26 protein-coding genes are annotated in these 26,352 nt (G+C 47.5%); 21 read left to right on the forward strand and 5 right to left on the reverse strand.

The window, feature by feature from the left end; translation table 11 throughout:
- Positions 1 to 27: 27 nt before the first annotated feature.
- Positions 28 to 2,664, reverse strand: a complete 2,637-nt coding sequence (locus FD961_RS02000) for an Rne/Rng family ribonuclease (RefSeq protein WP_215393900.1) — start codon at positions 2,662 to 2,664, stop codon at positions 28 to 30.
- 463 nt (positions 2,665 to 3,127) lie between these two features.
- On the opposite strand from FD961_RS02000, the gene FD961_RS02005 reads away from it, so the two are divergent.
- The 3 genes from FD961_RS02005 to sppA are packed head-to-tail and all read left to right on the forward strand — an operon-like array spanning position 3,128 to position 5,824.
- Positions 3,128 to 4,144 (forward strand): RluA family pseudouridine synthase, encoded by a 1,017-nt coding sequence (locus FD961_RS02005; RefSeq protein WP_215393901.1) that lies wholly within the window; start codon positions 3,128 to 3,130, stop codon positions 4,142 to 4,144.
- Positions 4,145 to 4,149: 5 nt separating this feature from the next.
- Positions 4,150 to 4,830 (forward strand): HAD-IA family hydrolase, encoded by a 681-nt coding sequence (locus tag FD961_RS02010; RefSeq protein ID WP_215393902.1) that lies wholly within the window; start codon positions 4,150 to 4,152, stop codon positions 4,828 to 4,830.
- Positions 4,831 to 4,876: 46 nt separating this feature from the next.
- A complete protein-coding gene (gene sppA, locus FD961_RS02015; RefSeq protein WP_215393903.1) occupies positions 4,877 to 5,824 on the forward strand; it encodes a signal peptide peptidase SppA in 948 nt (315 codons plus the stop codon).
- Positions 5,825 to 5,863: 39 nt separating this feature from the next.
- On the opposite strand, the gene FD961_RS02020 is transcribed toward sppA, so the two are convergent.
- Positions 5,864 to 6,634: an SAM-dependent methyltransferase gene (locus tag FD961_RS02020; protein WP_215393904.1), complete on the reverse strand. Its 771-nt coding sequence runs from the start codon at positions 6,632 to 6,634 to the stop codon at positions 5,864 to 5,866.
- A 3-nt stretch (positions 6,635 to 6,637) separates the two neighbouring features.
- On the reverse strand, positions 6,638 to 7,246 hold the full coding sequence (locus FD961_RS02025; protein ID WP_215393906.1) for a Maf family nucleotide pyrophosphatase: 609 nt from the start codon (positions 7,244 to 7,246) through the stop codon (positions 6,638 to 6,640).
- Positions 7,247 to 7,287: 41 nt separating this feature from the next.
- Here FD961_RS02025 and FD961_RS02030 point away from each other — a divergent pair, with 41 nt between their 5' ends.
- The 17 genes from FD961_RS02030 (at position 7,288) to nagZ (ending at position 22,630) form a co-directional block, all read left to right on the forward strand.
- Positions 7,288 to 7,863 (forward strand): YceD family protein, encoded by a 576-nt coding sequence (locus FD961_RS02030; RefSeq protein ID WP_215393908.1) that lies wholly within the window; start codon positions 7,288 to 7,290, stop codon positions 7,861 to 7,863.
- 105 nt (positions 7,864 to 7,968) lie between these two features.
- Entirely contained in the window at positions 7,969 to 8,148 is a 180-nt protein-coding gene (gene rpmF / locus FD961_RS02035) for a 50S ribosomal protein L32 (RefSeq protein ID WP_011902241.1), read from the forward strand.
- A gap of 83 nt (positions 8,149 to 8,231) precedes the next feature.
- Positions 8,232 to 9,245 carry a phosphate acyltransferase PlsX gene (gene plsX, locus FD961_RS02040; RefSeq protein ID WP_071464732.1) on the forward strand — a complete coding sequence of 338 codons (1,014 nt, stop codon included), beginning with the start codon at positions 8,232 to 8,234 and terminating at the stop codon, positions 9,243 to 9,245.
- Positions 9,242 to 10,228: a beta-ketoacyl-ACP synthase III gene (locus tag FD961_RS02045; RefSeq protein WP_215393909.1), complete on the forward strand. Its 987-nt coding sequence runs from the start codon at positions 9,242 to 9,244 to the stop codon at positions 10,226 to 10,228. Before plsX ends, FD961_RS02045 begins: the two co-directional genes overlap by 4 nt.
- A 52-nt stretch (positions 10,229 to 10,280) precedes the next feature.
- A complete protein-coding gene (fabD, locus tag FD961_RS02050; RefSeq protein WP_215393910.1) occupies positions 10,281 to 11,216 on the forward strand; it encodes an ACP S-malonyltransferase in 936 nt (311 codons plus the stop codon).
- Positions 11,217 to 11,242: 26 nt separating this feature from the next.
- Positions 11,243 to 11,986: a 3-oxoacyl-ACP reductase FabG gene (gene fabG, locus FD961_RS02055; RefSeq protein WP_071464735.1), complete on the forward strand. Its 744-nt coding sequence runs from the start codon at positions 11,243 to 11,245 to the stop codon at positions 11,984 to 11,986.
- A gap of 101 nt (positions 11,987 to 12,087) precedes the next feature.
- Positions 12,088 to 12,327 (forward strand): acyl carrier protein, encoded by a 240-nt coding sequence (gene acpP / locus FD961_RS02060; RefSeq protein ID WP_071464736.1) that lies wholly within the window; start codon positions 12,088 to 12,090, stop codon positions 12,325 to 12,327.
- A gap of 21 nt (positions 12,328 to 12,348) precedes the next feature.
- Positions 12,349 to 13,596, forward strand: coding sequence for a beta-ketoacyl-ACP synthase II (gene fabF / locus FD961_RS02065; RefSeq protein ID WP_215393911.1), 1,248 nt, complete (start codon positions 12,349 to 12,351; stop codon positions 13,594 to 13,596).
- A gap of 51 nt (positions 13,597 to 13,647) precedes the next feature.
- The gene (locus tag FD961_RS02070; protein WP_215393912.1) at positions 13,648 to 15,093 is read left to right on the forward strand and encodes a Do family serine endopeptidase; all 1,446 of its coding nucleotides are present in this window, start codon (positions 13,648 to 13,650) and stop codon (positions 15,091 to 15,093) included.
- A gap of 137 nt (positions 15,094 to 15,230) precedes the next feature.
- Positions 15,231 to 17,036 carry a translation elongation factor 4 gene (gene lepA / locus FD961_RS02075; protein ID WP_071464739.1) on the forward strand — a complete coding sequence of 602 codons (1,806 nt, stop codon included), beginning with the start codon at positions 15,231 to 15,233 and terminating at the stop codon, positions 17,034 to 17,036.
- Positions 17,036 to 17,842, forward strand: a complete 807-nt coding sequence (gene lepB, locus FD961_RS02080) for a signal peptidase I (protein ID WP_215393913.1) — start codon at positions 17,036 to 17,038, stop codon at positions 17,840 to 17,842. The genes lepA and lepB overlap by 1 nt, the downstream gene beginning before the upstream one ends.
- A 6-nt stretch (positions 17,843 to 17,848) precedes the next feature.
- Entirely contained in the window at positions 17,849 to 18,640 is a 792-nt protein-coding gene (gene rnc / locus FD961_RS02085) for a ribonuclease III (protein ID WP_071464741.1), read from the forward strand.
- A gap of 44 nt (positions 18,641 to 18,684) precedes the next feature.
- A complete protein-coding gene (gene era / locus FD961_RS02090) occupies positions 18,685 to 19,578 on the forward strand; it encodes a GTPase Era (protein WP_236638828.1) in 894 nt (297 codons plus the stop codon).
- 6 nt (positions 19,579 to 19,584) lie between these two features.
- The gene (gene recO / locus FD961_RS02095; protein ID WP_215393914.1) at positions 19,585 to 20,319 is read left to right on the forward strand and encodes a DNA repair protein RecO; all 735 of its coding nucleotides are present in this window, start codon (positions 19,585 to 19,587) and stop codon (positions 20,317 to 20,319) included.
- Between the two features lie 12 nt (positions 20,320 to 20,331).
- Positions 20,332 to 21,099 (forward strand): pyridoxine 5'-phosphate synthase, encoded by a 768-nt coding sequence (gene pdxJ, locus FD961_RS02100; protein ID WP_215393915.1) that lies wholly within the window; start codon positions 20,332 to 20,334, stop codon positions 21,097 to 21,099.
- A gap of 14 nt (positions 21,100 to 21,113) precedes the next feature.
- A complete protein-coding gene (gene acpS / locus FD961_RS02105) occupies positions 21,114 to 21,506 on the forward strand; it encodes a holo-ACP synthase (RefSeq protein WP_215394318.1) in 393 nt (130 codons plus the stop codon).
- A gap of 47 nt (positions 21,507 to 21,553) precedes the next feature.
- Positions 21,554 to 22,630, forward strand: coding sequence for a beta-N-acetylhexosaminidase (gene nagZ, locus FD961_RS02110; RefSeq protein WP_215393916.1), 1,077 nt, complete (start codon positions 21,554 to 21,556; stop codon positions 22,628 to 22,630).
- 74 nt (positions 22,631 to 22,704) lie between these two features.
- On the opposite strand, the gene efp is transcribed toward nagZ, so the two are convergent.
- Both efp and earP read right to left on the reverse strand, forming a co-directional pair.
- Entirely contained in the window at positions 22,705 to 23,265 is a 561-nt protein-coding gene (efp, locus tag FD961_RS02115; protein WP_071464747.1) for an elongation factor P, read from the reverse strand.
- A gap of 87 nt (positions 23,266 to 23,352) precedes the next feature.
- Positions 23,353 to 24,423, reverse strand: coding sequence for an elongation factor P maturation arginine rhamnosyltransferase EarP (earP, locus tag FD961_RS02120; RefSeq protein ID WP_215393917.1), 1,071 nt, complete (start codon positions 24,421 to 24,423; stop codon positions 23,353 to 23,355).
- On the opposite strand from earP, the gene uvrC reads away from it, so the two are divergent.
- Complete coding sequence (uvrC, locus tag FD961_RS02125; protein ID WP_215393918.1) at positions 24,422 to 26,338, forward strand: excinuclease ABC subunit UvrC; 1,917 nt, start codon at positions 24,422 to 24,424, stop codon at positions 26,336 to 26,338. The genes earP and uvrC overlap by 2 nt on opposite strands.
- The last annotated feature ends 14 nt before the right edge of the window (positions 26,339 to 26,352 follow it).

Raw genomic sequence — 26,352 nt, forward strand, 5'->3', positions numbered from 1 at the left:
GGCGGTCTGGAGAAAAAGCTGTAAGGCTTAAACCGTTTTTTCTTGGCCGCCGGTTTCTACTAACACCATTGGGCCTTCAGGTAGGGTTGCGGCTGGTTTGGGAGTTCTACCCAAGTTATGCGCAACAGGCTCAGCCTGAATTTGGGTTTGTGCTTCTGCATGTTTGGAAGCATCGGTTGCAACCCAAATCATTCCAGCAGATTGCACAACGCTATGCAATGGAGTTTCTTCAAGTGCTTGGAAGGCAACTTTAGGAAGTTCTGGTGCAGGTTTAGCAATGACTTCAACCTTAGCAGCAGCAACTACAGCGACAGGCGCTGACGTTTGTGCTGCAGGAGTAGCAGTTTGTGCGGGACGATTTGACTGGCGTGGAGCGCGTGGCGCTCTTTCTTGCCTTTCCTGTTTCTCAGCAACAGGTTTTGCATTGCCAAAACTATTCACAATGTTTTGAATCGGCATCGATGCAGATGCACCACCCATACCTACAGGAGGTCCAGCAAAGGGGCTAGCTGAAGAGGCGGCAGTAGCTACAGAAGTTGCATCACCGTTCTCAGTACGCTCACCACGTTCGTTTCTATTGCGACCACGACCACGACGATTGCGACCACGACCACGACGCTCTTCGCCTTCCGCGCTTGGTGCTGCTTCGCTACCAGCAGACGCCTCAGTTGCCGGCGTTACAGGAGCAGGATTGGCTTGACGTTCAGGCTTTGGACCATTTTGGTTGCCTTGATTGCGATTGCCGTTACGGTTGTTACGGTTACCGTTGCGATTGTTGTTGCCTTCAGTAGTTGTACCTTCAACTGCATTAGCTACCGGACGCTCTGTACGTTCACCGTTACGTTCACCGCGGCGATTACGGCCACGATTGCGATCACCACCATTGCCATTGCGGCCTTGGTTACGACCACGGTTGTTGTTGGGCGCTGGCTTCTCTTCTACTGCTGGAGAAGATGAGAAGAGTTTCTTAATAAATCCAAAGAAACCACCGGAGCTTTCAGTCGCTACTTTTTCAGTGCGTGCAGGGCGTGGCTGGCTGACTGGCGCAGGCTGAGTAGGCGTAATGCCTTTCACTGCAGCTTCTGGGCGAACCCTCACATCAGCATCTTTTTTGCTTACAGTGGTGTCGGTTTCCAATTCACGCGCAGCCTCTTCAGCCATAACGTAGCTTGCTTTTTGATCATCCAAACGAGGATCGTCATGACGCAAACGCTCCAGCTTGTAATGTGGAGTTTCTAAATGCTTATTTGGAACCATCAAGACATTCACTTTGAAGCGAGTCTCAATCTTGATTACTTCAGCACGCTTTTCATTCAAGAGGAATGCAGCCACTTCGACTGGAACCTGTGTATGAATCGCGGCTGTGTTCTCTTTCATTGCCTCTTCTTGAATAATGCGCAGAACTTGCAATGCAGAAGACTCGGTATCGCGAATGTGACCTGTGCCGTTACAGCGTGGGCAAGTCACATGGCTACCTTCAGATAAAGCAGGGCGTAAACGTTGGCGTGACATTTCCATCAGGCCAAACTTGGAGATCTTGCCCATTTGAACGCGAGCACGGTCATGACGCAAAGCATCGCGCAAACGATTCTCAACATCTTTCTGAGCTTTGCTCGATTCCATATCAATGAAGTCGATCACGATTAAGCCACCCAAGTCACGTAAACGTGCTTGACGGGCGATTTCATCGGCAGCTTCTAAGTTAGTGCGGGTAGCAGTCTCTTCAATGTCAGAACCACGGGTAGCGCGAGCAGAGTTGACGTCCACAGAAACTAAAGCTTCAGTGTGGTCAATCACGATGGCGCCGCCAGATGGCAATGGCACAGTACGTGAGTACGCGGTTTCAATTTGGTGCTCAATTTGGAAACGAGAGAACAAAGGCACATCATCTTGATAGCGCTTTACTCGTGGCAAATTATCTGGCATCACTACTGACATAAATGCAGCAGCTTGTTCATAGATGTCATCGGTATCGATGAGAATCTCGCCGATATCTGGTTGGAAGTAATCGCGGATTGCGCGGATCACTAAACTAGATTCGAGATAAATTAAGAGTGGAGCTGAATTACCTTTAGCAGCTTCGTCAATCGCTTTCCACAATTGCATGAGATAACTTAAATCCCATTGCAATTCAGTAGCGTCACGACCAATACCAGCGGTGCGAGCAATGATGCTCATACCGTCAGGCACTTCTAATTGGGACATAGCTTCACGCAGCTCTTGACGGTCTTCGCCCTCAATGCGGCGGGAAACGCCTCCTCCGCGTGGGTTATTTGGCATTAATACCAAATAACGGCCAGCCAGGGAGACGAAAGAGGTAAGGGCGGCGCCTTTTTGGCCACGCTCTTCTTTTTCTACCTGAACAATGATTTCTTGACCTTCGCGCAGGGCATCCTTAATGGAAGCGTTGCGAACATCGATACCTTCTTTGAAATAAGTTCTGGCAACTTCTTTGAATGGCAAGAAGCCATGACGCTCTTCACCGTAGTTAACAAAGCAAGCCTCTAGTGAAGGCTCAATACGGGTAATAACACCTTTGTAGATATTGCCTTTGCGTTGTTCACGGCCGGCAGCTTCGATATCGATATCAATGAGTTTTTGACCATCAACGATGGCAACTCGCAACTCTTCTTGTTGAGTTGCATTAAACAACATGCGTTTCATAACACTCTCCTGTGGGGGAGGTTGTCGTTGCGCGCTGCGTTAGGGATCAGTTCGATGCCGCACAGGACGGTGCCTGTAACGGAATTTGAGTGTGGATCATGCAAATCTAAGCACTTTTTGCCTAGTTCACCCAGTTAACTGTTGGTTAAATCGGTGCCACACTTGACGATCGCCGCAGAGACCTCCTTTAGGTCATCAATGCAGGCGCGCGCCTGAAAACTGTCTTCTAATCGCGGGTCGCGGCATACGGCACACCAACCCTGCGCCTCATTACAACGGGGGAGGGGCAACCCCGGGAGTCTTTTAAAGGGCGACTCCAAGCTCCACGATTCAAACCTGACTTCAGGTTGGTCTCGGGCCAATAAATTGGCTAGAGCGTTGATTATACGGCACAAGTTGAATGACAATGGGGTATTGTTGAGTCCCTTGTCGTCCCAGAACGAGGCGATAAGAGAGATAAATCATGAAATCAGACCCAGTATCCAAGCCCTTAACGGTAAAAACGCCCACACCGCCAGCAGTCCATTTGCAGACGATTGGTCCGGAAGAGGCTGGCCAGCGTCTGGATAACTACTTGCTGCGTTGGGCTAAAGGCGTCCCCAAAAGCCACGTTTACCGAATTATTCGCTCTGGTGAGGTGCGGGTGAATAAAAAGCGGGCCGAACCAACCACCCGTCTTATTGAGGGTGATGTTGTCCGAGTTCCCCCGGTCCGAATTGCTGAGCCAGCTCAAATGGCAGCAGTCAATACTGCCCAGACCAAATCCCGTGCCAGGGGCTATTCGGACAAAATGCCGATTCTTTTTGAAGATGAGGCCTTATTAATAGTAGATAAACCTCCTGGCTTAGCAGTCCATGGCGGATCTGGAATTGCCTTGGGGGTTATCGAAACATTGCGCATTACGCGTCCAGAGCTCAAATTCTTAGAATTAGTGCATCGTTTGGATCGCGATACTTCTGGAGTATTGCTCCTTGCTAAAAAGCGCAGCGCCTTGGTGGAGTTGCATCGCCAAATCCGCGAAGGTCAAACCGATAAGCGTTACTACTTGCTTGCCCATGGTGAAATTCAACAAGGTGCGCAAGTGATGCAGCTCAAATACCCATTACATAAATACTTATTGGCTAACGGGGAGCGCCGTGTACGCGTTGACCCAGAAGGCTTGCCCAGCCACACTGCTTTGCGCGTCACACAAACGATGAAGCGCGATGATGTTGCAATTACTTTGGCTGAGGCTCAACTTAAAACGGGGCGTACTCATCAGATTCGGGTACATCTGCAAAAATTAGGGCATGCCATTTTGGGTGATGATAAATATGGCTTTGAAGATCAAGATAAGCTCATTAAGTCTAAAAGACTTTATCTGCATGCCCACTTAGCAGGCTTTACCCATCCCCGCACTGGCGAGAAGATGCGCATTGAGTCACCGCTGCCAGTTGAGTTTGCAGCGATGATGAAGGGCTTTGAAAAAACTGAATCGTAATATCCATGACTCAAATAGATAAAGCAGATCGCCGTTATGACCTGATTGTGTGGGATTGGGATGGAACCATCATGGATTCCACGCCAACGATCGTGTATTGCATTCAACAGGCTTGCCGAGACTTAGGATTCAAAGAGCCTGATGACACTTTGGCTAGTTCCGTTATTGGCTTGGGGATCCAGGATTCCTTACGAAGAGCGGTGCCTTGGATTGAGCCCGCCCACTTTCCTAAATTGACGGACCGCTTTCGATATCACTATTTAGCAAAAGATCACGAACTCGATTTATTTGTTGGCATTCGGGAGCTCTTAGAAAAATTAAGAGCCGATCAATATCTGTTGGGGGTCGCAACAGGAAAATCAAGAGTGGGGCTGGATCGCTCCTTAAAGCATCATCAAATTGGCCATCTCTTTCATGAGACGAAAACGGCCGACGAATCTTTTTCCAAGCCTCACCCAGGGATGCTGCTGGAGTTATCTGATATTACGCAAGTCCCAACGCGTCGCATGCTGATGATTGGCGATACTACTCATGATCTGGATATGGCCGCTAACGCAGGTGTAGATGCGGTTGCCGTCACTTATGGCGCACACCCACCAGACACCTTAAAGACTTCACCGTCATTAGCGCATGTGGATGACGTACCGCAGCTTGCGCAATGGCTTAAAGAAAATTTATCAGCCTGATTTGAAATTTCAATAGCAATTTAATGAGCAATACTTAGGAATCGAGATGGAAAATAATCCAACCCCCAATTGGGAACGTCAAGCACTAGAGCATTTACTTCTAGAGAATTTAAAAGAGACTCGTAAAGCGCGTCGCTGGAAAGCGGTGTTGCGTGTTTTGACTTTGCTGGTCATCGTCGGAGTCGTTCTATCCGTATTTGATTTTCATCTTCCTGGGCGCGGTATGAATACTGAAAAACATACTGCCATGGTAACTTTGGAGGGCGAGATCTCTTCAAGCTCTATGGCTAATGCTATGGACATTAACTCATCATTGGTCTCGGCGTTTGAGAATGAACATAGTGCTGGCGTAGTCTTGCGCATCAATAGTCCAGGCGGTTCACCAGTGCAGGCAGGAATGATTAATGATGAAATTCATCGTTTGCGCAAACTCTATCCCAAGAAACCATTTTATGTAGTCGTGGAAGATATTTGTGCTTCAGGTGGCTACTACGTTGCAGTAGCAGCCGATCAAATTTTGGTAGATAAAGCCAGCTTGGTGGGATCTATCGGCGTGATCATGGAAGGCTTTGGATTTACTGGCTTGATGGATAAGTTGGGCGTGACTCGTCGCATGATTACAGCAGGCTCTAATAAGGGGATGCTAGATCCCTTTAGCAAGGAAGAGCCAAAGCAAGTAGAAATGGTCAAGACCATGATTGATGAAATTCATCAGCAATTTATTCAGGTGGTTAAAGAAGGTCGTGGTACGCGTTTAAAGGATGTGCCAGATCTTTTCTCTGGCCGCATTTGGAATGGTGAGCAAGCTGTCAAACTGGGCTTAGTAGATGGTTACGGCACCGTCGATTCGGTAGCGCGCGATATCTTTAAGGCGCCAGAAGTACTTGACTACACCATGAAAGAAAACTTTGCGGAGCGCGTTGCTAAACGCTTTGGTGCAGAAGCGGGCGCGGCAGCTGGCAAAGCGTTGGTGAAGACACCAGACCTTAAATAAGAAGATTAAATCAGCGAGAAACTCAAAAGAGTCCCTCATCTAGGCCAATAGTAGAAATACCGTTGGCCTATTTTGTAATGGGGCGCAGGCCGCTTCATTTGGGTAGCGCTTGCGCCAGTCTGCAATCGATAGGGTGGTGATCATTTCAGATTGAAGACTGAGGTCAACGCCAAGACATAAGAGTGTTTGAGGTGCTAATGAATTCATGCAAGCCATTAGCATTGCGGTGTTGCGATAAGGTGTCTCAATCCAAATTTGGGTTTGCTGTAATTTTCGAGACTCAAGCTCTAATTGCTTGAGCTTGGCACTGCGCTCATGCGTATCATGCGGTAAATAGCCCTGAAAAGCAAAGCGTTGACCATTGAGGCCGCTGGCCATCAAGCCTAATAAAATGGAGCTTGGACCAACCAAGGGCTTTACCTGAGCGCCCAGTTTGTGCGCAGCAAGAACCAATTCAGCGCCTGGATCGGCAACACCTGGAACACCTGCTTCAGACATGAGGCCCATGTCATTTCCAGCAAGCAATGGTTTTAATAAATCGGCTGGCTTTACCGAGTCGCCATACTTCGCATTACGCGCAGCGCCACGCCACTCGCTCATTTGCATTTCTTGAATCGTGCAAGCCAATGGTGAGATGCTATCAACCGCTTTTAATAAAGCTCGTGCCGTTTTTGCATCTTCCACAATCCAGTGTTTGAGCTTAGCTGTGCAAGCAATTGTTTCACTTGGCAAGACCCAAGGTAGCTGCTCAGTCCGGGCATCATCACCTAAGGTATTGGGAACTAAATAGAGTGTGCCGAGCTTTGCCATAAATTATTTCTTTGATGGAATTACAAAACCAGCATCACGCAGCAAGCCCGTTAGAGCAATGAGTGGCAAGCCGATAAGGGCGGTTGGATCATCACTCTTGATGGATTCAAGTAGGCTGATGCCGAGACCTTCTGACTTAGCGCTACCTGCACAGTCGTATGGCTCTTCAGCAAGCAAATAGCTTTCCAATACTTCATCTGAGAGTTTCCGAAATGTGACTTCGGTCGGTACGCTCAAGGTAGTTTGTACATCACCTTTCATTAAACATAGCGCCGTATGGAAGGTGACTGTTTGGCCGCCCATGAGTTGAAGTTGTGCCATCGCTCTTTCAAAATTACCGGGCTTACCAATTGCAGCGCCGCAAAGATCTGCCACTTGATCGGAGCCAATCACCCAAGCATTCGGGTGCTGTTTAGCAACAGCAGTCGCTTTTGCGTGTGCAAGTCGGAGCGCTAAATCGAGAGTGCTCTCGCCGGTGAGAGGTGTCTCATCTACTTTTGGGGAGATCACTTCAAACGGAATGCGCAGACGCTCTAGCAGCTCTCTTCGATATACCGAAGTAGACCCCAATATCAAAATTGGGTTTTGAGGCGAATTGGTTGAGTTACTCATTGATGCTGACTTTCTTGGATGCCTTGATTTAGACTGATGCCATGAATCGTAATCAAGTTTTACCTCAAGTTCAGTTATCGGCGGATCCGAGCGCTTTAAAGCGAGTCGATTTCTGTGCCCCACAATCCTATAAGGGTGCTGGTTTTTTAAGCATCTCCGACCTTCCTAGATTGGCTGAAGAAGCATCAACGGTTGTTTCAGGGGATGGATTTCATTGGGAGCTAGAAACTCATTTTGAAGATTCCCCGGGTGCGGAGCCTCGCCAAATCCTCAATTTGGGCCTAGAAGGGCGTCTTCACCTCATTTGTCAGCGCTGTTTACAGGATTGCGCGATCGATTTGGATGAAAAGCGCCGCTTTATCCTCGTTACCACCGAGGAAGAGGCTGAGGACTTTCCTCTTGAGGATGAAGAGCAGGAGCCTTTGGTCGTAAGCCAGCAATTTAACCTTCTAGAAACCATTGAGGACGAGGTTTTGCTCTCTATCCCCTTGATTCCAAAGCATCCTGAGGGCTTTTGTGAACCCCGCGCCTCTGTTTTTGGGGTTGAGGACGATGAAGAGGCGCCTGTAGAGCGGGAAAATCCCTTTAACATATTGAAAAATATGAAGAAAAACTGAAAAGTCAGCCTTTGTAGTGATTGTTGCTCAGAGCACCCTTGATCGATAAATCAAGCATTTAGACGCTTTTCCATGCTAGAATATTGCCTTGCTTAGGAGTTCAATATGGCCGTTCAACAAAACAAAAAATCACCTTCCAAACGTGGCATGCACCGTGCGCACGACTTTTTGACCGCACCTGCTACGGCTGTTGAAGCCACAACTGGTGAGGCTCATTTGCGCCACCACATTTCACCAAACGGCTACTACCGTGGTCGTAAAGTTGTTAAAACTAAAAACGACTAATTTTTTAGTCTAAACAGATAGAAGCGGCTCAAGTTAAGGCCGCTTTTTTCTTGGATAAATCAATTGCAGCAATCAATTAGTTTATGAGCGTAACTCTTGCTATTGATGCCATGGGCGGAGATCATGGAGTCGTCGTGACGGTTCCTGCCGCCTGCGATTTTCTGGAAAAACATCCTGATGTCAAGATTGCTCTAGTAGGCGATCCTGAGTTGATCAAGCAAGTCTTGAGCAAATCTCCCAAAGCTCCGATGGAGCGCATTCAAATTATTGCAGCGAGCGAAGTGGTATTGATGGATGACCCCATTGAGGTTGCTTTGCGTCGCAAAAAAGATTCTTCCATGCGGGTTGCCATTGAGCAAGTGAAAGAAGGCGCTGCTGATGCGGTGATCTCTTCCGGTAATACTGGCGCGCTCATGGCGATCTCTCGCTACATCTTAAAAACTCTCGAAGGCGTTGATCGCCCTGCGATTGCTACTGCCATCCCCAATGAATTAGGACGTGGCACAACCATGTTAGATCTTGGTGCTAATGCCGACTGTGAGCCAATGCATTTGGTTCAGTTTGCGCAAATGGCAAACGTGATGGTGCAGGTAGTAGATGGCAAACAAAATCCTTCGATCGGCCTTCTCAATATTGGCGAAGAGGTGATTAAGGGTAACGAGGTAGTGAAGCAAACAAGTGAGTTATTGCGTCAGACTAATTTAAACTTTTACGGCAACGTCGAAGGTAACGACATCTTTAAAGGCACCACTGATATTGTGGTGTGTGATGGTTTTGTGGGTAATGTTGTTTTGAAAGCTAGCGAAGGTTTGGCAAAAATGATGAGCGGCCTCATTCGTGAAGAATTTAATCGCTCCATCTTGACCAAATTGATGGCTATTTGTGCGATGGTGCCTTTGTTGCGTGTTCGCAAACGCGTTGATCATCGTCGCTATAACGGTGCTGTATTGTTAGGTTTACGCGGTTGCGTAATTAAGAGCCATGGCTCTGCTGATCGTTTTGGATTTGGCTTTGCCTTAGATCGTGCGTATGAAGCAGCGAAAAACCGCATGGTCGAACGAATTGCCGCAGCCTTTGTGGCGGAGACAAAAGAATGAGTATTTTTGCAAGAGTGGCTGGAACGGGTAGCTATCTACCTGCACAACGTTTAACCAACCATGATTTAGTTGAGCGTCTCGCTAAATCGGGTTTAGAGACTAGTGATGAGTGGATTACTACTCGCAGCGGTATTTCTGCGCGTCACTTTGCTGCAGAAAATGAACTCACCAGTGATCTTGCTGTAAAAGCAGCGCAATCAGCCTTAAGCAGTGCTGGCATCACTTCAGAAGATTTGGACCTGATTATTCTGTCAACCTCTACACCTGATCACTTGGGCGGTTTTCCAAGTACCGCCTGTGTGGTGCAAGATAAATTGGGCGCCCACACTAACTGTGCTGCATTTGATGTGCAAGCAGTTTGTGCAGGTTTTACTTATGCGCTTGCTACAGCGGATGCATTTATTCGTTGTGGGTCGTATAAAAAAGTATTGGTGATTGGCGCAGAAACATTCTCTCGTATCTTAGATTTTCAAGATCGTGGCACTTGTGTGCTGTTCGGTGATGGTGCTGGAGCAGTAGTACTAGAGGCTTCAAATGAGCCTGGTATTTTGTCTACCGCATTACATGCTGATGGTAGTCAACGCGATATTTTGTGCGTTCCTGGGCGTGCTGGCAACGGTTCAGTACACGGCTCCCCGTTTATGACCATGGATGGTCCGGCAGTATTTAAGTTGGCCGTGAAGGTCTTAGAGCAAGTGGCGCATGAGGTTTTGGAAAAAGCCAATCTCAAGCCAGAGCAAATTGATTGGTTAGTGCCACATCAAGCAAATATCCGCATCATGGAAGGCACCGCTAAAAAGATGGGTATGTCGATGGATAAGGTCATCGTTACTGTGCATGAGCATGGCAATACTTCCGCAGCATCCATTCCACTGGCTTTAGATGCGGGTGTTCGTTCCGGTCAAATTCAACGAGGCCAGCATCTCTTGTTAGAGGGTGTTGGTGGCGGCTTTGCGTGGGGAGCGGTTGCTCTCAAGTATTAATTCAGTATCAATGTGCATTCATCCTATTTTTATTTTTTAGTAAATTAATCTCATGACATTTGCATTCGTATTCCCAGGCCAAGGCTCCCAATCGGTTGGTATGCTCAATTCGATTTCTGAGCGCCCCGAGGTTCGCGCAACCTTGCAAGAAGCTTCTGATGCTTTGGGTGAGGATGTCGCAAAACTGATTGCTGAGGGGCCTGCAGAGGCATTGTCTTTGACAACCAATACACAGCCAGTAATGTTGACTGCTGCAGTCGCTTTTTATCGGGCTTGGTTAGCAGCTGGCGGTAGCGCTCCAAAAGTCATGGCTGGTCATAGTCTTGGCGAGTATTCTGCTTTGGTTGCAGCGGGCGTGATCTCATTTAAAGATGCCGTTCCTTTAGTGCGCTTTCGTGCAGAGGCAATGCAAACAGCAGTACCAGTAGGTACTGGTGGCATGGCGGCTATTCTTGGCCTAGACGATGTAGCCGTAATCCAGGTCTGTGCTGAAGCAAGCCTTGCATCGGGCGGAATAGTTGAGGCAGTCAATTTCAATGCGCCTGGTCAAGTGGTGATTGCCGGTGCAAGTGAAGCGGTCGCTAAAGCCTGTGAACTCTTAAAAGCAGCTGGCGCAAAACGAGCATTGCCACTACCGGTTTCCGCACCATTTCATTCTTCTTTGTTACAGCCGGCCTCTGAAAAGCTGAAGAGCTACTTGGCGAATATCGAATTTAAGGCGCCAATAATTTCCGTAATTAACAACGTTGATGTGGAAATCTTGAGTGACCCGATTGCCATTAAGGATGCATTAGTGCGTCAGGCAGCCAAACCTGTGCGCTGGCAAGAAACGATTCAAGCAATGGCTGCGCAAGGTGTGACTCAAGTGGTGGAGTGTGGTCCCGGCAAAGTGTTGGCTGGACTAACGAAGCGTATTAATGATCAAGTTACTGGAGTGCCAGTATTTGATGAGGCTAGCTTGAATGAAGTCCTCGCCAGCCTGAAATAAAACAATCGATATAGCGGAAGATAAATATGAATCTCGACTTAAGTGGACAAATTGCCTTGGTTACAGGTGCCTCTCGCGGTATTGGCCAGGCGATTGCAGATGAGTTAGTCAAGTGTGGGGCCAAGGTGATTGGTACTGCAACCTCAGAGAGCGGTGCCAAAGCAATTGATGAGAGATTGAAAGCTTCCGGCGGTGCTGGTTTGGTTTTGAATGTCACTGCACCGAATGCTTGCGAAGAAATCATCGATCACATTGTCAAAGAGTATGGCGGCATCAATATCTTGGTGAACAACGCTGGCATCACACGTGACAACTTAGCAATGCGCATGAAGTCTGAAGAGTGGACTGATGTGATTGATACCAATTTGAGCTCCGTGTTCCGTTTGTCCCAAGCTGTTTTGCGTCCTATGATGAAGGTAAAAGGTGGGCGCATTATCAATATCACTTCAATCGTAGGACATATGGGTAACGCTGGGCAGTTGAATTACGCTGCTGCAAAAGCGGGTGTTTCAGGTATGACTCGCGCTTTGGCTCGTGAAATTGGTAGCCGCAATATCACTGTTAACTGTGTGGCGCCTGGTTTTATTGATACGGATATGACGCGCGCTTTGAGTGAAGAGCAGCAAAATGCACTAAAAGTGAACATTCCTCTAGCTCGCTTGGGTAGCCCTGAGGATGTAGCCCAGGCGGTGGCCTTTTTGGCCTCCCCAGCCGCTGCTTACATTACCGGTAATACCCTTCACGTCAATGGCGGACTCTATTTAGCCTAACGGCAAAGCAAGGATTTAGTCATTTTTAGGCGAATTTGCTAATTCGGTCCGCCAAACTGATAAAATCCTTCCATCGTTTTTTACAACCCCTGGGGAAATTAATGGACAACATCGAACAACGCGTTAAGAAAATCGTCGCTGAGCAATTAGGCGTCGCCGAAGGAGATATCAAGAATGAATCTTCTTTTGTGAACGACTTAGGCGCTGACTCTCTTGACACTGTTGAGCTGGTTATGGCTTTGGAAGATGAATTCGGCATCGAGATTCCTGATGAGGAAGCTGAAAAGATCACCACAGTTCAGCTCGCGATCGACTTCGCACAATCAAAAGCTCAGGGTTAATTCCCTAGCCTAGGTATTACTGTGTCAGTATCAAACGGCCGACGCCGGGTAGTAGTCACCGGCCTTGGTCTTATCTCACCTGTTGGTAATTCAGTTGACGTAGCTTGGTCCAATTTGCTTGCGGGCAAATCAGGCATTGCTACGATCACTAAGTTTGACCACGCACCACTGAGCGTTCATTTCGCTGGTGAGGTCAAAGATTTCAATGTCGAAGAATATGTTTCTGCCAAAGAAGCGCGCCACATGGATACCTTTATCCATTTCGGTATCGCTGCGGGCACACAAGCGATTCGTGACAGCGGTCTAGAAATTACCGAGCAAAACGCCGAGCGTGTTGGTGTGATGGTTGGCTCCGGCATTGGCGGTTTGCCAATGATTGAAGAGACTGGCGCCGAGCTTCTGGCTCGTGGCCCTCGTCGTATTTCACCATTCTTTGTTCCGGGCTCCATCATCAATATGATCTCTGGTCATCTCAGTATTCTGTTTGGCCTTAAAGGTCCAAACGTTGCTGCAGTGACCGCATGCACTACTGGATTGCACAGCATTGGTTTGGCTGCGCGTTTAATTCAGTATGGCGATGCAGATGTGATGGTTGCTGGCGGCGCTGAATCTACTATTTCTGCATTAGGTGTTGGTGGCTTTGCTTCTGCAAGAGCGCTATCTACTCGCAATGATGATCCTGCCACTGCTTCACGTCCTTGGGATAAAGACCGTGATGGTTTTGTTCTTGGTGAGGGTGCTGGCGTAGTAGTGCTAGAAGAGTACGAGCACGCTAAGGCGCGCGGTGCAAAAATTTATTGCGAGCTCCTTGGCTTTGGCATGAGTGGTGATGCGTATCACATGACTGCACCAAATATGGATGGTCCACGTCGCTGCATGGTCAATGCAATGCGCGATGCTAAATTAAATCCAGATCAAATTCAGTATTTGAATGCTCACGGTACTTCTACACCTTTGGGTGACAAGAATGAAACCGAAGCGATCAAAGCAGCCCTTGGTGATCATGCCAAGAGGGCTCTTATCAACTCCACTAAGTCTATGACAGGTCACCTTTTGGGTGGTGCTGGAGGCTTGGAGTCTGTTTTCACGATTCTGGCTCTCCATAACCAGAAATCACCACCAACCATCAATATCTTCAATCAAGACCCCGAGTGTGATTTGGACTACTGCGCCAATACTGCCCGGGATGTGAAGATTGAGCATGCGGTCAAAAACAACTTTGGCTTTGGTGGTACTAACGGCACCTTGATTTTTGGTAAGCTGACCTAATATTCTCTTTATCTCCATTTTTTGGTTTTTACCAAGTAGGTCGATAGCATTATGAAAAAGCACTTTATTGCGCTCTTGGCTATTTTGAGTCTGGGCCAGCCTTTATTTATTCCTGTTGCATTGGCGGAAAGTCCTCGGGTAAGCATCCCAGATTTTGCGGATTTAGTTGAGCGCGCAAGTCCTGCGGTAGTTAATATCCGCACCACCGAAAAAGTCATGGTTCAACAGCAAGGCGGAATTCCAGGTCTTCCTGAAGATCAAGCAGAATTTTTCCGTCGCTTCTTTGGTGTTCCTATTCCCGGTATTCCTAATAGTCCAAAGCAAGCGCAGCCTGCACCAGGAAAACCACAAGAAGCTGATCGTGGTGTCGGCTCAGGATTCATTATTGAATCGAACGGTTTGATTCTCACGAATGCGCACGTGGTTGAGGGCGCGACAACTATTTATGTCACCTTAACGGATAAGCGCGAATTCAAAGCTAAGTTATTAGGCATGGATAAACGTACGGATGTAGCAGTTGTCAAAATCGATGCGCGTGATTTACCAAGACTGTCCTTAGGTGATTCATCTAGGGTGCGAGTAGGCGAGTGGGTTCTGGCAATTGGCTCTCCATTTGGTCTTGAGAACACGGTGACGGCGGGCATCGTCTCGGCTAAGAGTCGCGACACTGGGGACTACTTACCCTTTATCCAGACTGACGTTGCGGTCAATCCAGGCAACTCTGGCGGACCCTTGCTCAATACTGCTGGGCAGGTAATTGGCATCAACTCCCAAATCTTTAGTCGCTCTGGTGGCTACATGGGAATCTCATTTGCAATACCAATTGATGAAGCGATGCGTGTTGCTGATCAGTTGCGTACGAATGGAAAAATGACACGTGGCCGTATTGGTGTTGCTTTAGGTGAAATGACTAAAGAGGTTGCTGAGAGCTTAGGCTTGGGTAAACCTCGTGGCGCATATGTGCGTAATGTTGATGCTGGTGGTCCTGCAGCAGCTGGGGGCATTGAAGCTGGCGATGTGATTCTGAGTTTTAACGGGCGCGACATTGCAAAGTCAACAGACTTACCTCGAATAGTGGGCGATACAAAACCAGGTACTGCAGTCCCAGTGCAAGTTTGGCGCAAAGGTGCAAGCCGTGAGGTAACGGTGACCGTAGCCGATACCGACGCAAATCAAACCGCGAATAAGAAGCCTGATGCACCGAGTGCAAATGGCGGCACTGCCAATATATTTGGGGTTAATGTCAGCGAACTATCGGATGCCAAAAAGAAGGATTTGAATATTAAGGGCGGGGTTGAGGTCACAGGCCTGAGCGACGGTCCTTTAGCTCGGGCTGGTGTTCGTCCAGGCGATGTCATTATTCGGGTAGCAGATGCTGATATTTCAGGGGTAAAGCAGTTTGAGGCCCTAGTTAAAGGCCTTGATGCCAATAAGGCTGTTCCGGTCTTTATACGCCGTTCAGACAGTACTTTGGTCATCCCTGTAAGGCCAAAATAAGCCCTTTTTAGGCCAAAAAATGGGGTTTGGTGCCTTTTGGGCGCCACCCATTACAATCCTCTTAAGACGACTTTTTGCAGCGCATCATTGTGGTGCGTTCTGACAAGGCGTTTTCTTGAATGACTTATTAAGACGCTATGGATTTAATCCGCAATTTTTCTATCATCGCCCACATTGATCACGGCAAATCCACGCTTGCTGATCGCATTATTCAACATTGCGGCGGTCTCTCTGATCGCGAAATGGAAGCTCAAGTTCTCGATTCAATGGATATTGAACGTGAACGTGGCATCACCATTAAAGCCCAAACAGCAGCGTTAAATTACAAAGCGAAAGATGGCAAGATTTATAACCTCAATCTGATTGATACCCCAGGGCACGTCGACTTCTCTTATGAAGTCAGTCGCTCTTTATCTGCTTGCGAAGGCGCTTTGTTGGTAGTGGATGCAAGTCAAGGCGTTGAAGCACAAACAGTTGCTAACTGCTACATGGCCCTAGAGTTGGGCGTTGAGGTTGTACCGGTACTCAATAAGATCGACTTGCCTCAAGCTGATCCTGAGCGTGCAAAAAAAGAAATTGAAGATGTCATCGGGATTGATGCATCTGAAGCTGTCACATGCTCAGCAAAAACAGGCCTCGGAGTTGTTGATGTCATCGAAGAGATGATTGCCAGAGTTCCTCCTCCAAAAGGCAATGCAGCGGACCCATTGCAATGTCTCATCATTGACTCTTGGTTTGACAACTACGTAGGCGTTGTCATGCTGGTGCGGGTTGTCAACGGGACCTTAAAGCCTAAAGAAAAAATTACCTTAATGGCCAATGGTTCAAGCCATTTAGTTGAACACGTAGGCGTGTTTAGTCCAAAGTCAGTAGACCGCCCTGAGTTATCTGCTGGTCAGGTTGGTTTTGTGATTGCCGGTATTAAAGAATTAAAAGCTGCGAAGGTGGGCGATACCGTTACCCATTCTCCAGGACAGCAAGGGCGAGTTCCTGCTAGTGAGCCGCTACCTGGTTTTAAAGAGGTGAAGCCACAAGTGTTTGCTGGTTTGTATCCGGTTGAATCAAGTGAATACGATCAGCTGCGTGAATCACTGGAAAAACTTCAGCTCAATGATGCTTCACTCTTATACGAGCCAGAAGTATCTCAGGCCCTTGGTTTTGGTTTCCGATGTGGCTTCTTAGGTTTGCTCCACATGGAGATTGTGCAAGAGCGCTTAGAGCGCCAGTACGATATGAATCTCATCACTACCGCTCCAACGGTGGTGTACCAGGTTGAGCAATCTGATGGGTCTGTGATCTTAGTGGACAATCCCTCCAAGATGCCAGAGGCTAGCAAGATCAATACGATTCTTGAGCCTATCGTGACAGTGAATTTGTATATGCCCCAGGAGTACGTGGGCGCGATTATTACTTTGTGTGTTGGTAAGCGTGGCATTCAGATGGATATGAACTACCTAGGTCGTCAGGTCAAGCTCACCTATGAATTGCCGATGGCCGAGATTGTTTTGGACTTTTTTGACAAAATGAAATCCATCTCGCGCGGTTACGCCTCAATGGATTATGAGTTCAAAGAATATCGTCCAGCAGACGTAGTGAAGGTGGATATCCTGATTAATAGCGAGCGGGTTGATGCGCTTTCTGTAATTGTGCACAGAAGCAATAGTCAACATCGCGGTCGCGAAGTAGTTGCCAAAATGCGCGGCATTATTCCGCGTCAGATGTTTGACGTAGCCATTCAGGCGGCAATTGGTAGCAATATTGTTGCCCGTGAAAACGTGAAAGCATTGCGTAAGAATGTCTTGGCAAAGTGTTACGGTGGTGATATCTCTCGTAAACGCAAGTTATTAGAGAAGCAAAAAGAAGGTAAGAAGCGTATGAAGCAAGTTGGTAACGTGGAGATTCCACAAGAAGCCTTCTTGGCTATTTTGCAGGTGGAAGATTAATGAACTTCGCTCTCATTCTCTTTATCCTGGTGATTGTTTCTGGTGTTGCCTGGCTTGCCGATAAGTTGTACTTTGCGCCTCAACGCAAACTGGCTGGTATCGATCGCATGCCTTTATGGTTGGAATACACCGCAGGATTTTTCCCGGTGATTTGCGCAGTCTTCGTATTGCGCTCTTTCATTGTTGAGCCCTTCAAGATTCCATCGGGCTCCATGATTCCCACATTGCAGATTGGCGACTTTATTTTGGTAAATAAATTCACCTATGGCATTCGTTTGCCAGTCCTCAATCAAAAGGTAGTGGATTTAGGATCTCCGAAACGGGGCGATGTGATTGTGTTCCGTTACCCACGAGACGAGTCTGTGGATTACATCAAGCGCGTAGTGGCTTTGCCTGGTGATGTCATTGCTTATGAAGACAAACGTTTGACCATCAACGGTCAGCCTTTGCAATATAGCGGTGGCGAGCCCTATCTCGATCCTGAGAATATGCGTTACGCCAAACGCTATACAGAAACTTTCCCAGCAGATTTGGGCGGTAATCGTCATGAGATTCTGAATGATCCTGATCGTCCTGCAACAGTATTTCCGACTGAGCGTTTTCCAGGTGCTGAGTTTTGCCAATACCAACCATCTGGTTTAACTTGCAAGGTTCCTGCAGGGCATTACTTTGCCATGGGGGATAACCGTGATAACAGTGCTGATTCTCGCTATTGGGGGTTTGTGCCCGACAAGAATATTGTGGGTAGAGCATTCTTTGTCTGGCTCAACCTGGGTAATCTAGGCCGTATTGGCGGCTTTCAGTAAAAGATCATGAACGCCCGTGCCGTTATCGAAACCGGATCGCTACAAGAGCGCCTCGGTTATACCTTTAAGAAGCCTGAGCTCTTAAACCAAGCCCTGACTCACCGCAGTCATAGCAAGAAGAATAACGAGCGCTTAGAGTTTTTAGGCGACTCAATTCTCAACTGTGTAGTTGCAGATCTACTTTATGAGCGCTACTCCGATTTGGACGAGGGCGATCTCTCTCGTGTGCGTGCGAACTTAGTCAAGCAGCAGGCTCTCTATGAAATTGCTCAAACCTTATCTTTATCTGATCATCTGCGTTTAGGCGAGGGTGAACTCAAGAGTGGGGGCTTCCGTCGCCCCTCTATTTTGGCTGACACCTTAGAGGCCGTCACAGGTGCTATCTTTTTAGATGGCGGTTTTGATGCAGCTAAGGCCTGTCTGCGCAAACTCTATTCAGTCATCTTGGCGCAAGTTGATCCTAAAACCTTGGGTAAAGATGACAAGACGCTCTTACAAGAATGTTTGCAAAGTTATCAATTGCCATTGCCTACCTATAACGTGACTGGCACAACCGGTGCTGCACACAACCAGCAATTCGAAGTAGAGTGTGTCATTCCTAGTTTGAAGGTGGCGGTTAAAGGTGAGGGCGCCTCACGCCGTGCTGCCGAGCAGTCGGCCGCGAAGACAGCATTGGCAGCAGTCTTAAAAGCATTGCCACAAGAATCTCGCAAACCCAAGAAAACACGGTCGGCTAAGAAAAAAGCAGCAAAGAAAGAAGCGACCGAAGAGCAGTTAAATCTTAAGCTGAAGGGCTAATCGTGTTTAGATGCGGCACTATCGCCATTGTTGGGCGTCCCAATATGGGAAAATCAACACTGCTTAATGCATTGGTTGGTCAAAAGATCAGTATTACTTCACGCAAAGCACAAACTACCCGTCACCGAATTTTAGGGATTCAGAATCGCGAAGAAGCCCAGTTCATCTTTATTGATACGCCAGGTTTTCAGACGCGTTTGATGAACACGCTTAATAAAGCATTGAACCGGACGGTTACTACTGCCCTGCAAGATGTGAATGTGGCTTGCTTTGTAGTTGAGGCTGGTTACTTTGGCGAAGATGATAAAAAAGTATTAAAGCTGCTGCCGGATGATCTACCAGTGGTGCTAGTTTTAAATAAGCTGGATTTATTTAATAGCCGCTTTCAGACACCATCTGAACGTGACCAGGCGTTGCTCAACTTTATGAAGGAGATGTCCAAGCCTTGGTGTGAGTTAGGCGGTCATGAAGATCAAAAGTGTGAGTTTGCAGAAATCGTTCCGATGAGCGCAAAGAGTCCTGGTGATATTGAGCGCCTCCTAGATGTGCTTGAGGGCTATTTGCCAGAAGCTGAGGCTGTATACGATGGCGATACGATTACTGATCGCAGTGAGCGCTTCTTAGCTGCTGAGATCTTGCGTGAGAAGGTATTTAGGTTTACTGGCGAGGAGTTGCCTTACACCTCTACGGTAGTAATTGATCAATTCAAGATGGATGGCAAGATGCGTCGCATTGCTGCAACTATTTTGGTTGACCGTGATAGCCATAAGGCCATGATTATTGGTCAAAAGGGTGAGCGTCTTAAAAAGATCTCAACTGATGCACGCATTGATATGGAAAAACTCTTCGATGGCAAAGTCTTTCTAGAGACTTGGGTCAAAGTGAAGCGTGGATGGGCCGATGATCGCGCTGAGTTGCGGGCTCAGGGTCTGGAATAAATTCCTATGGCTTCGATTCGTGTTGCTGACGAACCCGCTTTTGTATTGCATAGCATTCCCTATAAAGAGACCAGCTTAATTCTGGATGTCTTTACGCGGCAATATGGCCGCATGGCCTTAATTGCGAAGGGTGCGAAACGCCCTCATTCAGTACTACGTCCAGTCTTACAGCGCTTTCAGCCACTCTTAGTATCCTGGAGTGGTAAGTCTGAGTTACGTACGCTTACAAAGTCAGAGTGGGTTGGTGGCATACCCTCCTTAGTTGGCGATGCGCTCCTCTGTGGTTTCTATCTCAATGAATTACTCGTCAAGTTTTTGGCGCGCGAAGACGAATACGAAAAACTCTACGATCGCTATGCGGAAACGATTAATGCTTTATCGAATCTGGAGTTTGAATCTAAAGGTTTAGAAGAAATTCTGCGTCCTTTTGAGTTGTCGCTATTACAAGAAACGGGTTATGCAGCAGCTCTTGACCGTTGCGTTGAGACTAATCAAGCCCCTGATTCTCAAACACAATACGTGTATCAACCGGAGCGAGGGGTGCGTCCGGCTCAGGGTGATGACCCCGGGCATTGGCCGGTCTTGAAGGGGCAGTCTTTGCTTGCCATTGCTGCAGGAGATTTTTCGGATGCACAGACCCTTTCAGAGAGTAAGCAGCTGATGCGCTTCCTACTGGGACTGCACCTACAGGACCAAGTCCTAACGACTCGTCAAATTTTGATTGATTTGAAGAAAATCTAGTAATCTACTGTCATGACAGCCCTAGTTGCCCCGAATGCCTTAGAACTCGGCATCAATATCGATCACGTTGCCACTTTGCGTAATGCGCGAGGCACCGTGTATCCAGATCCATTAAAAGCGGCAAAGCTGGCCGAAGAAGCGGGTGCAGATCTAATTACTTTGCACTTACGCGAAGATAGGCGCCATATTAAAGATGCAGATTTATTAGCGCTACGCCCACTCATCAAGACTCGTATGAATCTCGAGTGCGCTGTGACTCCAGAAATGCTGAACATTGCCTGCAAGATTAGGCCACATGATGTTTGCCTTGTTCCGGAGAAGCGTGAAGAGGTAACTACCGAAGGCGGTCTGGATGTTTTAGGAAAATTTAACGCAGTTAAGGCAGCGACTAAGCAACTGCAAGACGCAGGTATTCGGGTTTCACTATTTATCGATCCAGAAGAAAAGCAGATTCAGGCAGCTAAGGATGTGGGCGCCACTGTTGTTGAGTTGCACACTGGTCGTTATGCCGATTTATCTGGTGCAGAGCAAAGCAAGGAATTAGAGCGTATTCGTAAAGCAGCGCAATTTGCTAAAAGTATTGGTCTGCGAGTCAATGCTGGCCATGGTTTGCATGAGGGCAATGTGATGCCTATCGCCGCTATCGAAGAATTATCTGAATTGAACATTGGCCATGCAATTATTGCCGAAGCTTTATTTAAGGGTTGGCAAAATGCAATTGAGGATATGAAGGCCTTAATGGTTCGCGGTCGTCATAAAGATCATATTCACCCTCTTTAATTACTTAAATATTGATGATCATCGGCATTGGTACTGACATTCTGCAGATTGAGCGCTTGCAAGCAGCATACGATCGCACTAATGGCCGTTTGGCTGAAAAGATTTTGGGCCCAGATGAAATGATAGTCTTCAAACATCGTTTGGCCAGAAATCACAAACGCGGCATTGCATTTTTAGCTACGCGTTTTGCTGCCAAAGAGGCTTTCTCAAAAGCCATCGGTTTAGGAATGAGAATGCCGATGACATGGCGCTCTTTGCAAACTCTCAATGAACCCAGTGGTAAGCCTGTCACTAGCTACCTCGGAGCCTTGGCTCAGTTTATGCAAGAGAAAAATTGGGAAGCACAAGTGACGGTGAGTGATGAGCAAGATATGGCCATTGCCCATGTCATCGTTACTCAGAAATAAGCAAAAACCAATCTACAAAAATAAACGCAATCGAGATAGAGGAAGAGATGAGTAAATCCACCATGAATCCAGGCCCAATCACATTAGATGTCGTGGGTCAGGTTTTAAACGCAGAGGATCGCCGTCGTATCCTTCATCCTCTAACTGGTGGCGTCATCTTGTTTGGCCGGAACTTTGCTAATCGCAAGCAGCTAACTAAATTAACAGCTGATATCAAAAAACTTCGCTCCGATGTGCTTATCTCGATTGATCACGAGGGCGGTCGAGTGCAGCGCGCCAAAACTGACGGCTTTACCCACCTGCCAGCGATGCGCAAACTTGGAGAGCTTTGGAGTGCAAAGAATGATTCCACGCACGCGGCGGAATCTGCTGCCTTAGCGATGGCTGCCGCTACTGCCTGCGGTTATGTGCTCGCTACTGAGTTACGCGCTTGTGGTGTTGACTTCAGTTTTACGCCTGTACTGGACTTAGATTTTGGTCGTAGTGGTGTGATTGGCGATCGGTCATTTAGTCGCGATCCTCAAATTGTGTTTGCATTGGCCAAGAGTTTGAATGAAGGCTTGCGGCTTGGTGGGATGGCGAACTGTGGCAAGCACTTCCCAGGCCATGGTTGGGCTGAGGCAGACTCACATGTGGCTATTCCGGTGGATGAGCGCTCCTTATCTGAAATTTTGAATGATGATGCTAAACCTTATGAGTGGTTAGATCTCAGCTTGGCAGCCGTCATGCCAGCGCATGTGATTTATCCACAGGTGGATCAAAATCCAGCGGGCTTCTCTCAGATTTGGTTGCACTCCATCTTGCGTCAAGAGTTGGGTTTTGAAGGCGTTATCTTTAGTGATGACCTCTCGATGGAGGGTGCTAGTGTCGCTGGCTCGGTAGTGAAGGGCGCTGAAATGGCACTAGATGCTGGTTGCGATGCGGTATTAATTTGTAATCGCCCTGACTTGGCGGATCAGTTGCTAGGTAAGTTGAAGGTCACTAAGAAAAAACAAGCAGAGTCAGCCACACGCTTAAATCGTTTGATGCCTGCTTCATCAGCTTTGTCGTGGGATGAGTTGCAAAAAGAAGCGGAATACCAACATGCCAAAGGTTTGCTGAAGCAGTTCAAGTTAATCTCTTGAACTATTGGATTCCAATTTTGATGACAATTAAAAAGCCCGGCATGCCGGGCTTTTTAACAGCGGTAGCTTGCTAATTAGTTAGCGCGGCTACGGTATTCACCAGTACGAGTATCGATTTCGATCTTGTCACCAGTGTTACAGAACAAAGGAACTTGCAATTCATAGCCAGTGGCTAATTTTGCAGTCTTTAATACTTTGCCTGAGCTGGTATCGCCCTTAACTGCTGGCTCTGTGTAAATGATTTCGCGAACGAGTGAGTTAGGCATTGCAACGGAGAGTGCTTTACCTTCGTAGAACACTACTTCACAAGGCATGCTTTCTTCGAGATAGTTCAATGCATCACCCATGAACTCAGCTTCAACTTCATACTGGTTGTAATCACCATCCATGAATACATACATTGGATCTGCGAAATAAGAGTAGGTGCAATCTTTCTTCTCGAGGATTACGACATCAAATTTGTCATCGGCTTTGTAAACGCCTTCGTTTGGCGCACCAGTTAACAAGTTCTTAAATTTCATTTTTACAACTGAAGAGTTGCGGCCAGAGCGGCTATATTCGGCCTTTAAAACGACCTGGGCATCAGTGCCAATCATGACTACGTTACCAACGCGGAGTTCTTGTGCTGTTTTCATCTTGCTATTCCTGGGTGCAGAGTGATTTTTCTGCGGTTTTTATCAAAAACAAGATTGTAACCGCCCGCAAGCCTTTATTGCTTGGTCTTAGGCAACAAACCCCAGTAGACGGGCTGCTAGGCCGCCATCCCCTTGTTTTTCGAGTAATTGGGTGCGCCAGGCTTTGGAATGGGTATTCCAGGCATCTAATGTTTTAAACCATTCAGAGGGCATAGCCCATGTCATTGCGGCAATGGTGGCTAGTCTCAACTCTTGATTAGCTTCTTCGAGGTAAAGGTCTAAAAAGGCAGCCAACTTCACTTCATGAGCGCGATCCTCTTGAGGGTAAATATGCCAAATAAATGGTTTGCCTGCCAATTGCGCACGCACAAAAGAGTCCTCGCCACGAACAATATTGAAATCGCATTGCGATAACACCCAGTCGTACTCATCTTGCGATACGAAAGGCATGGGGATTAATTGGAGATTGGGGGGTAATTCAATAGGTTGCTCGCCATAGAGGTTGAGCAGTTCTACATGACCATGTGTTAGTAAGACATCAATATTTTCACCAAGAGAGCTTAGGTCTGTTAACCATTTACGTAATGGCGCACCTGGGTAGCAAAAAATGCTGATACGTTTTGTATCTACTCGCAGCTGTGACCAGATCTCTTTTAAGTCATGTGGAATTTGATTACTTACTATTGCGCCCTCTGGTGGAATGGGGTCTACCAGGATGCCGCCAGCCTGATCCTGAAATCCCGGGAAGAAAAAATATTTTGCAATGCCATGCGATTGAGGGGATGCCTTTGCATGGAAATCCACTATCCAAGGCTCTGCACTTAAGTACTCAAGATTGATGATGAGCGGCTTGATAGGGGCAATAAAAAGGCCGGCCAGATAGCGCTCTGGTAATTCACAGCCAAAGGCTTCGATGACAACATCAGGGGTTTGTACGGGATGTCTCGCATTACTAAAGCTGGCCTCCCAAGGCTGAAGGTCAATTTTTTGCTTAATTGCAGGATCAACACCAGAAGCGAGTAAATTGAGGGTTGGTAGGTCGTCGCAAAAAATGCGTACCTCTTGGCCATGAAGGCTTGATAAGCTTCGGGCTAGACGCCAGCAAACACCGGCATCACCATAGTTGTCTACGATTTGACAGAAAATATCCCAACGCATGAGTAATTCGCTTTTTGAAACCCTTCAGCAGGATGTTAAACGGCTACCCGGATTACCGGGGGTATATCGCTTCTTTGATGAGGCGGGAAACATCTTATATGTAGGCAAAGCGCGCCACCTTAAAAAACGGGTATCCAGTTATTTTCAGAGCAAGCAGCTATCACCACGAATAGCGTTAATGGTGGGCAAAATCGCTCGCTATGAAACAACAGTAACACGGACCGAAACCGAAGCCCTTATTCTAGAGAACAATCTCATCAAAGAGTTGGCTCCACCGTTCAATATCTTATTTAGGGACGATAAGTCATACCCATATGTGATGTTAACGGGACATCAATTCCCTAGGTTAGCCTCTTATCGCGGCAAAGTAGATAAACGCAATCATTACTTTGGCCCATTCCCCAACTCATGGGCAGTACGCAATAGCGTGCAGATTCTACAAAAGGTATTTCGCCTCAGAACATGTGAAGACTCAGTATTTAAGAATCGTAGTCGTCCTTGCCTCTTGCATCAGATTCACCGCTGCAGCGCTCCTTGTGTGGGCAGGCTTAGTGAGGAGCAATATGGCCAAGACGTGGCGCAAGCCACTCGCTTTTTGGAAGGCGACCATGGCAGGGTGCTCTCAGAGCTCGAAAAAGAAATGCATGCACATAGTGATGCCATGGAATTTGAAATGGCAGCGGTATTGCGTGACCGTATCGCAGATCTCTCTAGCGTCCTGCAACAGCAATCGATGGATGCCGTTGCTGAAGGTGAGGGTGATGTTGACATCATTGCCGTTGCACAGATGGAAGGCATGGTTTGTGTGAACCTTGCGATGGTCCGCGGTGGCCGCCACTTAGGTGACAGAGCTTATTTCCCCAAGGGTTTACGAACTGCTTCGGGCGAGCTCCCACCCCCTGCAGAAATTTTGGAAGCCTTTATTGCACAACACTACTTAGATGAAGTGGATGGCAAGGATGGGCCCACAACGAATCTCATTCCTCCTGTTTTAGTGATGAATCATTCCTTGCATTCAATAAGTGATGATGTCAGTAAGCCTAATGAGGAGGCTCCAGATGATCTGCATGATTTATTAAATGCTCAGGCTGGTAAAAAGATTACTTTCTTACATCAGCCCCAAGGTCAGCGTCGTCACTGGTTGGCGATGGCAGAAGGTAACGCCAAGATCGCCTTAACAAAACGTTTAGTAGAGACGGGCGGCCAGCTAGCTAGAGCACGAGCTTTAGTTGATATTTTGAGTCTTGATCTTGAGGGCTTAGAGCATTTACGTATCGAGTGTTTTGATATCAGCCACACTTCAGGTGAGGCTACCCAAGCATCATGCGTGGTGTACGCTAAGAATGCAATGCAATCGGGCGAGTATCGCCGTTTCAATATTAATGACATCACACCTGGTGATGACTATGCAGCGATGCGTCAAGTCTTGCAAAGACGGTATGCCAATTTCCAAGAGCTTCCACCCGAAAAAATGCCACAAGTCATTTTGATCGATGGTGGCAAGGGCCAAGTTGAAATGGCTAGGCAAGTCCTTTCAGAATTTGGCATGGATATCAGTCTGATTGTTGGCGTTGCTAAAGGAGAGGGTCGCAAAGTTGGCTTGGAGACGCTCATCTTTGCCGATGGTCGGCAGGCCCTTGAGTTAGGTATTGATAGCGCAGCACTGTTATTGGTAGCGCAGATTCGAGATGAGGCCCATCGTTTTGCAATCACCGGCATGCGTGCCAAGCGCGCAAAAGCCAGAACGGTCTCTCGTCTTGAGGAGATTGAGGGCATTGGTGCCAAACGCCGTCAGAAGCTGCTTGCGCGCTTTGGTGGTCTAAAAGGGGTAGCCAATGCCAGTATCGAAGAGATTGCTAGCGTTGAAGGGGTATCGCTCACCCTAGCAGAGCAAATTTATCGTCAATTGCACTAGCTTTGATTTCTGAT

Source organism: Polynucleobacter sp. TSB-Sco08W16, from assembly GCF_018687455.1.
GTDB lineage: Bacteria > Pseudomonadota > Gammaproteobacteria > Burkholderiales > Burkholderiaceae > Polynucleobacter.

Coding starts and splice junctions, on each gene's coding strand:
- nagZ (WP_215393916.1), top strand. CDS start 21,554: ATGAGTAAATCCACCATGAATCCAGGCCCAATCACATTAGATGTCGTG.
- FD961_RS02070 (WP_215393912.1), top strand. CDS start 13,648: ATGAAAAAGCACTTTATTGCGCTCTTGGCTATTTTGAGTCTGGGCCAG.
- lepB (WP_215393913.1), top strand. CDS start 17,036: ATGAACTTCGCTCTCATTCTCTTTATCCTGGTGATTGTTTCTGGTGTT.
- FD961_RS02000 (WP_215393900.1), bottom strand. CDS start 2,664: ATGAAACGCATGTTGTTTAATGCAACTCAACAAGAAGAGTTGCGAGTT.
- FD961_RS02030 (WP_215393908.1), top strand. CDS start 7,288: ATGAATCGTAATCAAGTTTTACCTCAAGTTCAGTTATCGGCGGATCCG.
- fabD (WP_215393910.1), top strand. CDS start 10,281: ATGACATTTGCATTCGTATTCCCAGGCCAAGGCTCCCAATCGGTTGGT.
- acpP (WP_071464736.1), top strand. CDS start 12,088: ATGGACAACATCGAACAACGCGTTAAGAAAATCGTCGCTGAGCAATTA.
- recO (WP_215393914.1), top strand. CDS start 19,585: ATGGCTTCGATTCGTGTTGCTGACGAACCCGCTTTTGTATTGCATAGC.
- FD961_RS02020 (WP_215393904.1), bottom strand. CDS start 6,634: ATGGCAAAGCTCGGCACACTCTATTTAGTTCCCAATACCTTAGGTGAT.
- acpS (WP_215394318.1), top strand. CDS start 21,114: ATGATCATCGGCATTGGTACTGACATTCTGCAGATTGAGCGCTTGCAA.
- rnc (WP_071464741.1), top strand. CDS start 17,849: ATGAACGCCCGTGCCGTTATCGAAACCGGATCGCTACAAGAGCGCCTC.
- efp (WP_071464747.1), bottom strand. CDS start 23,265: ATGAAAACAGCACAAGAACTCCGCGTTGGTAACGTAGTCATGATTGGC.
- FD961_RS02010 (WP_215393902.1), top strand. CDS start 4,150: ATGACTCAAATAGATAAAGCAGATCGCCGTTATGACCTGATTGTGTGG.
- uvrC (WP_215393918.1), top strand. CDS start 24,422: ATGAGTAATTCGCTTTTTGAAACCCTTCAGCAGGATGTTAAACGGCTA.
- lepA (WP_071464739.1), top strand. CDS start 15,231: ATGGATTTAATCCGCAATTTTTCTATCATCGCCCACATTGATCACGGC.
- rpmF (WP_011902241.1), top strand. CDS start 7,969: ATGGCCGTTCAACAAAACAAAAAATCACCTTCCAAACGTGGCATGCAC.
- plsX (WP_071464732.1), top strand. CDS start 8,232: ATGAGCGTAACTCTTGCTATTGATGCCATGGGCGGAGATCATGGAGTC.
- era (WP_236638828.1), top strand. CDS start 18,685: ATGGGAAAATCAACACTGCTTAATGCATTGGTTGGTCAAAAGATCAGT.
- FD961_RS02025 (WP_215393906.1), bottom strand. CDS start 7,246: ATGAGTAACTCAACCAATTCGCCTCAAAACCCAATTTTGATATTGGGG.
- fabG (WP_071464735.1), top strand. CDS start 11,243: ATGAATCTCGACTTAAGTGGACAAATTGCCTTGGTTACAGGTGCCTCT.
- FD961_RS02005 (WP_215393901.1), top strand. CDS start 3,128: ATGAAATCAGACCCAGTATCCAAGCCCTTAACGGTAAAAACGCCCACA.
- sppA (WP_215393903.1), top strand. CDS start 4,877: ATGGAAAATAATCCAACCCCCAATTGGGAACGTCAAGCACTAGAGCAT.
- earP (WP_215393917.1), bottom strand. CDS start 24,423: ATGCGTTGGGATATTTTCTGTCAAATCGTAGACAACTATGGTGATGCC.
- pdxJ (WP_215393915.1), top strand. CDS start 20,332: ATGACAGCCCTAGTTGCCCCGAATGCCTTAGAACTCGGCATCAATATC.
- FD961_RS02045 (WP_215393909.1), top strand. CDS start 9,242: ATGAGTATTTTTGCAAGAGTGGCTGGAACGGGTAGCTATCTACCTGCA.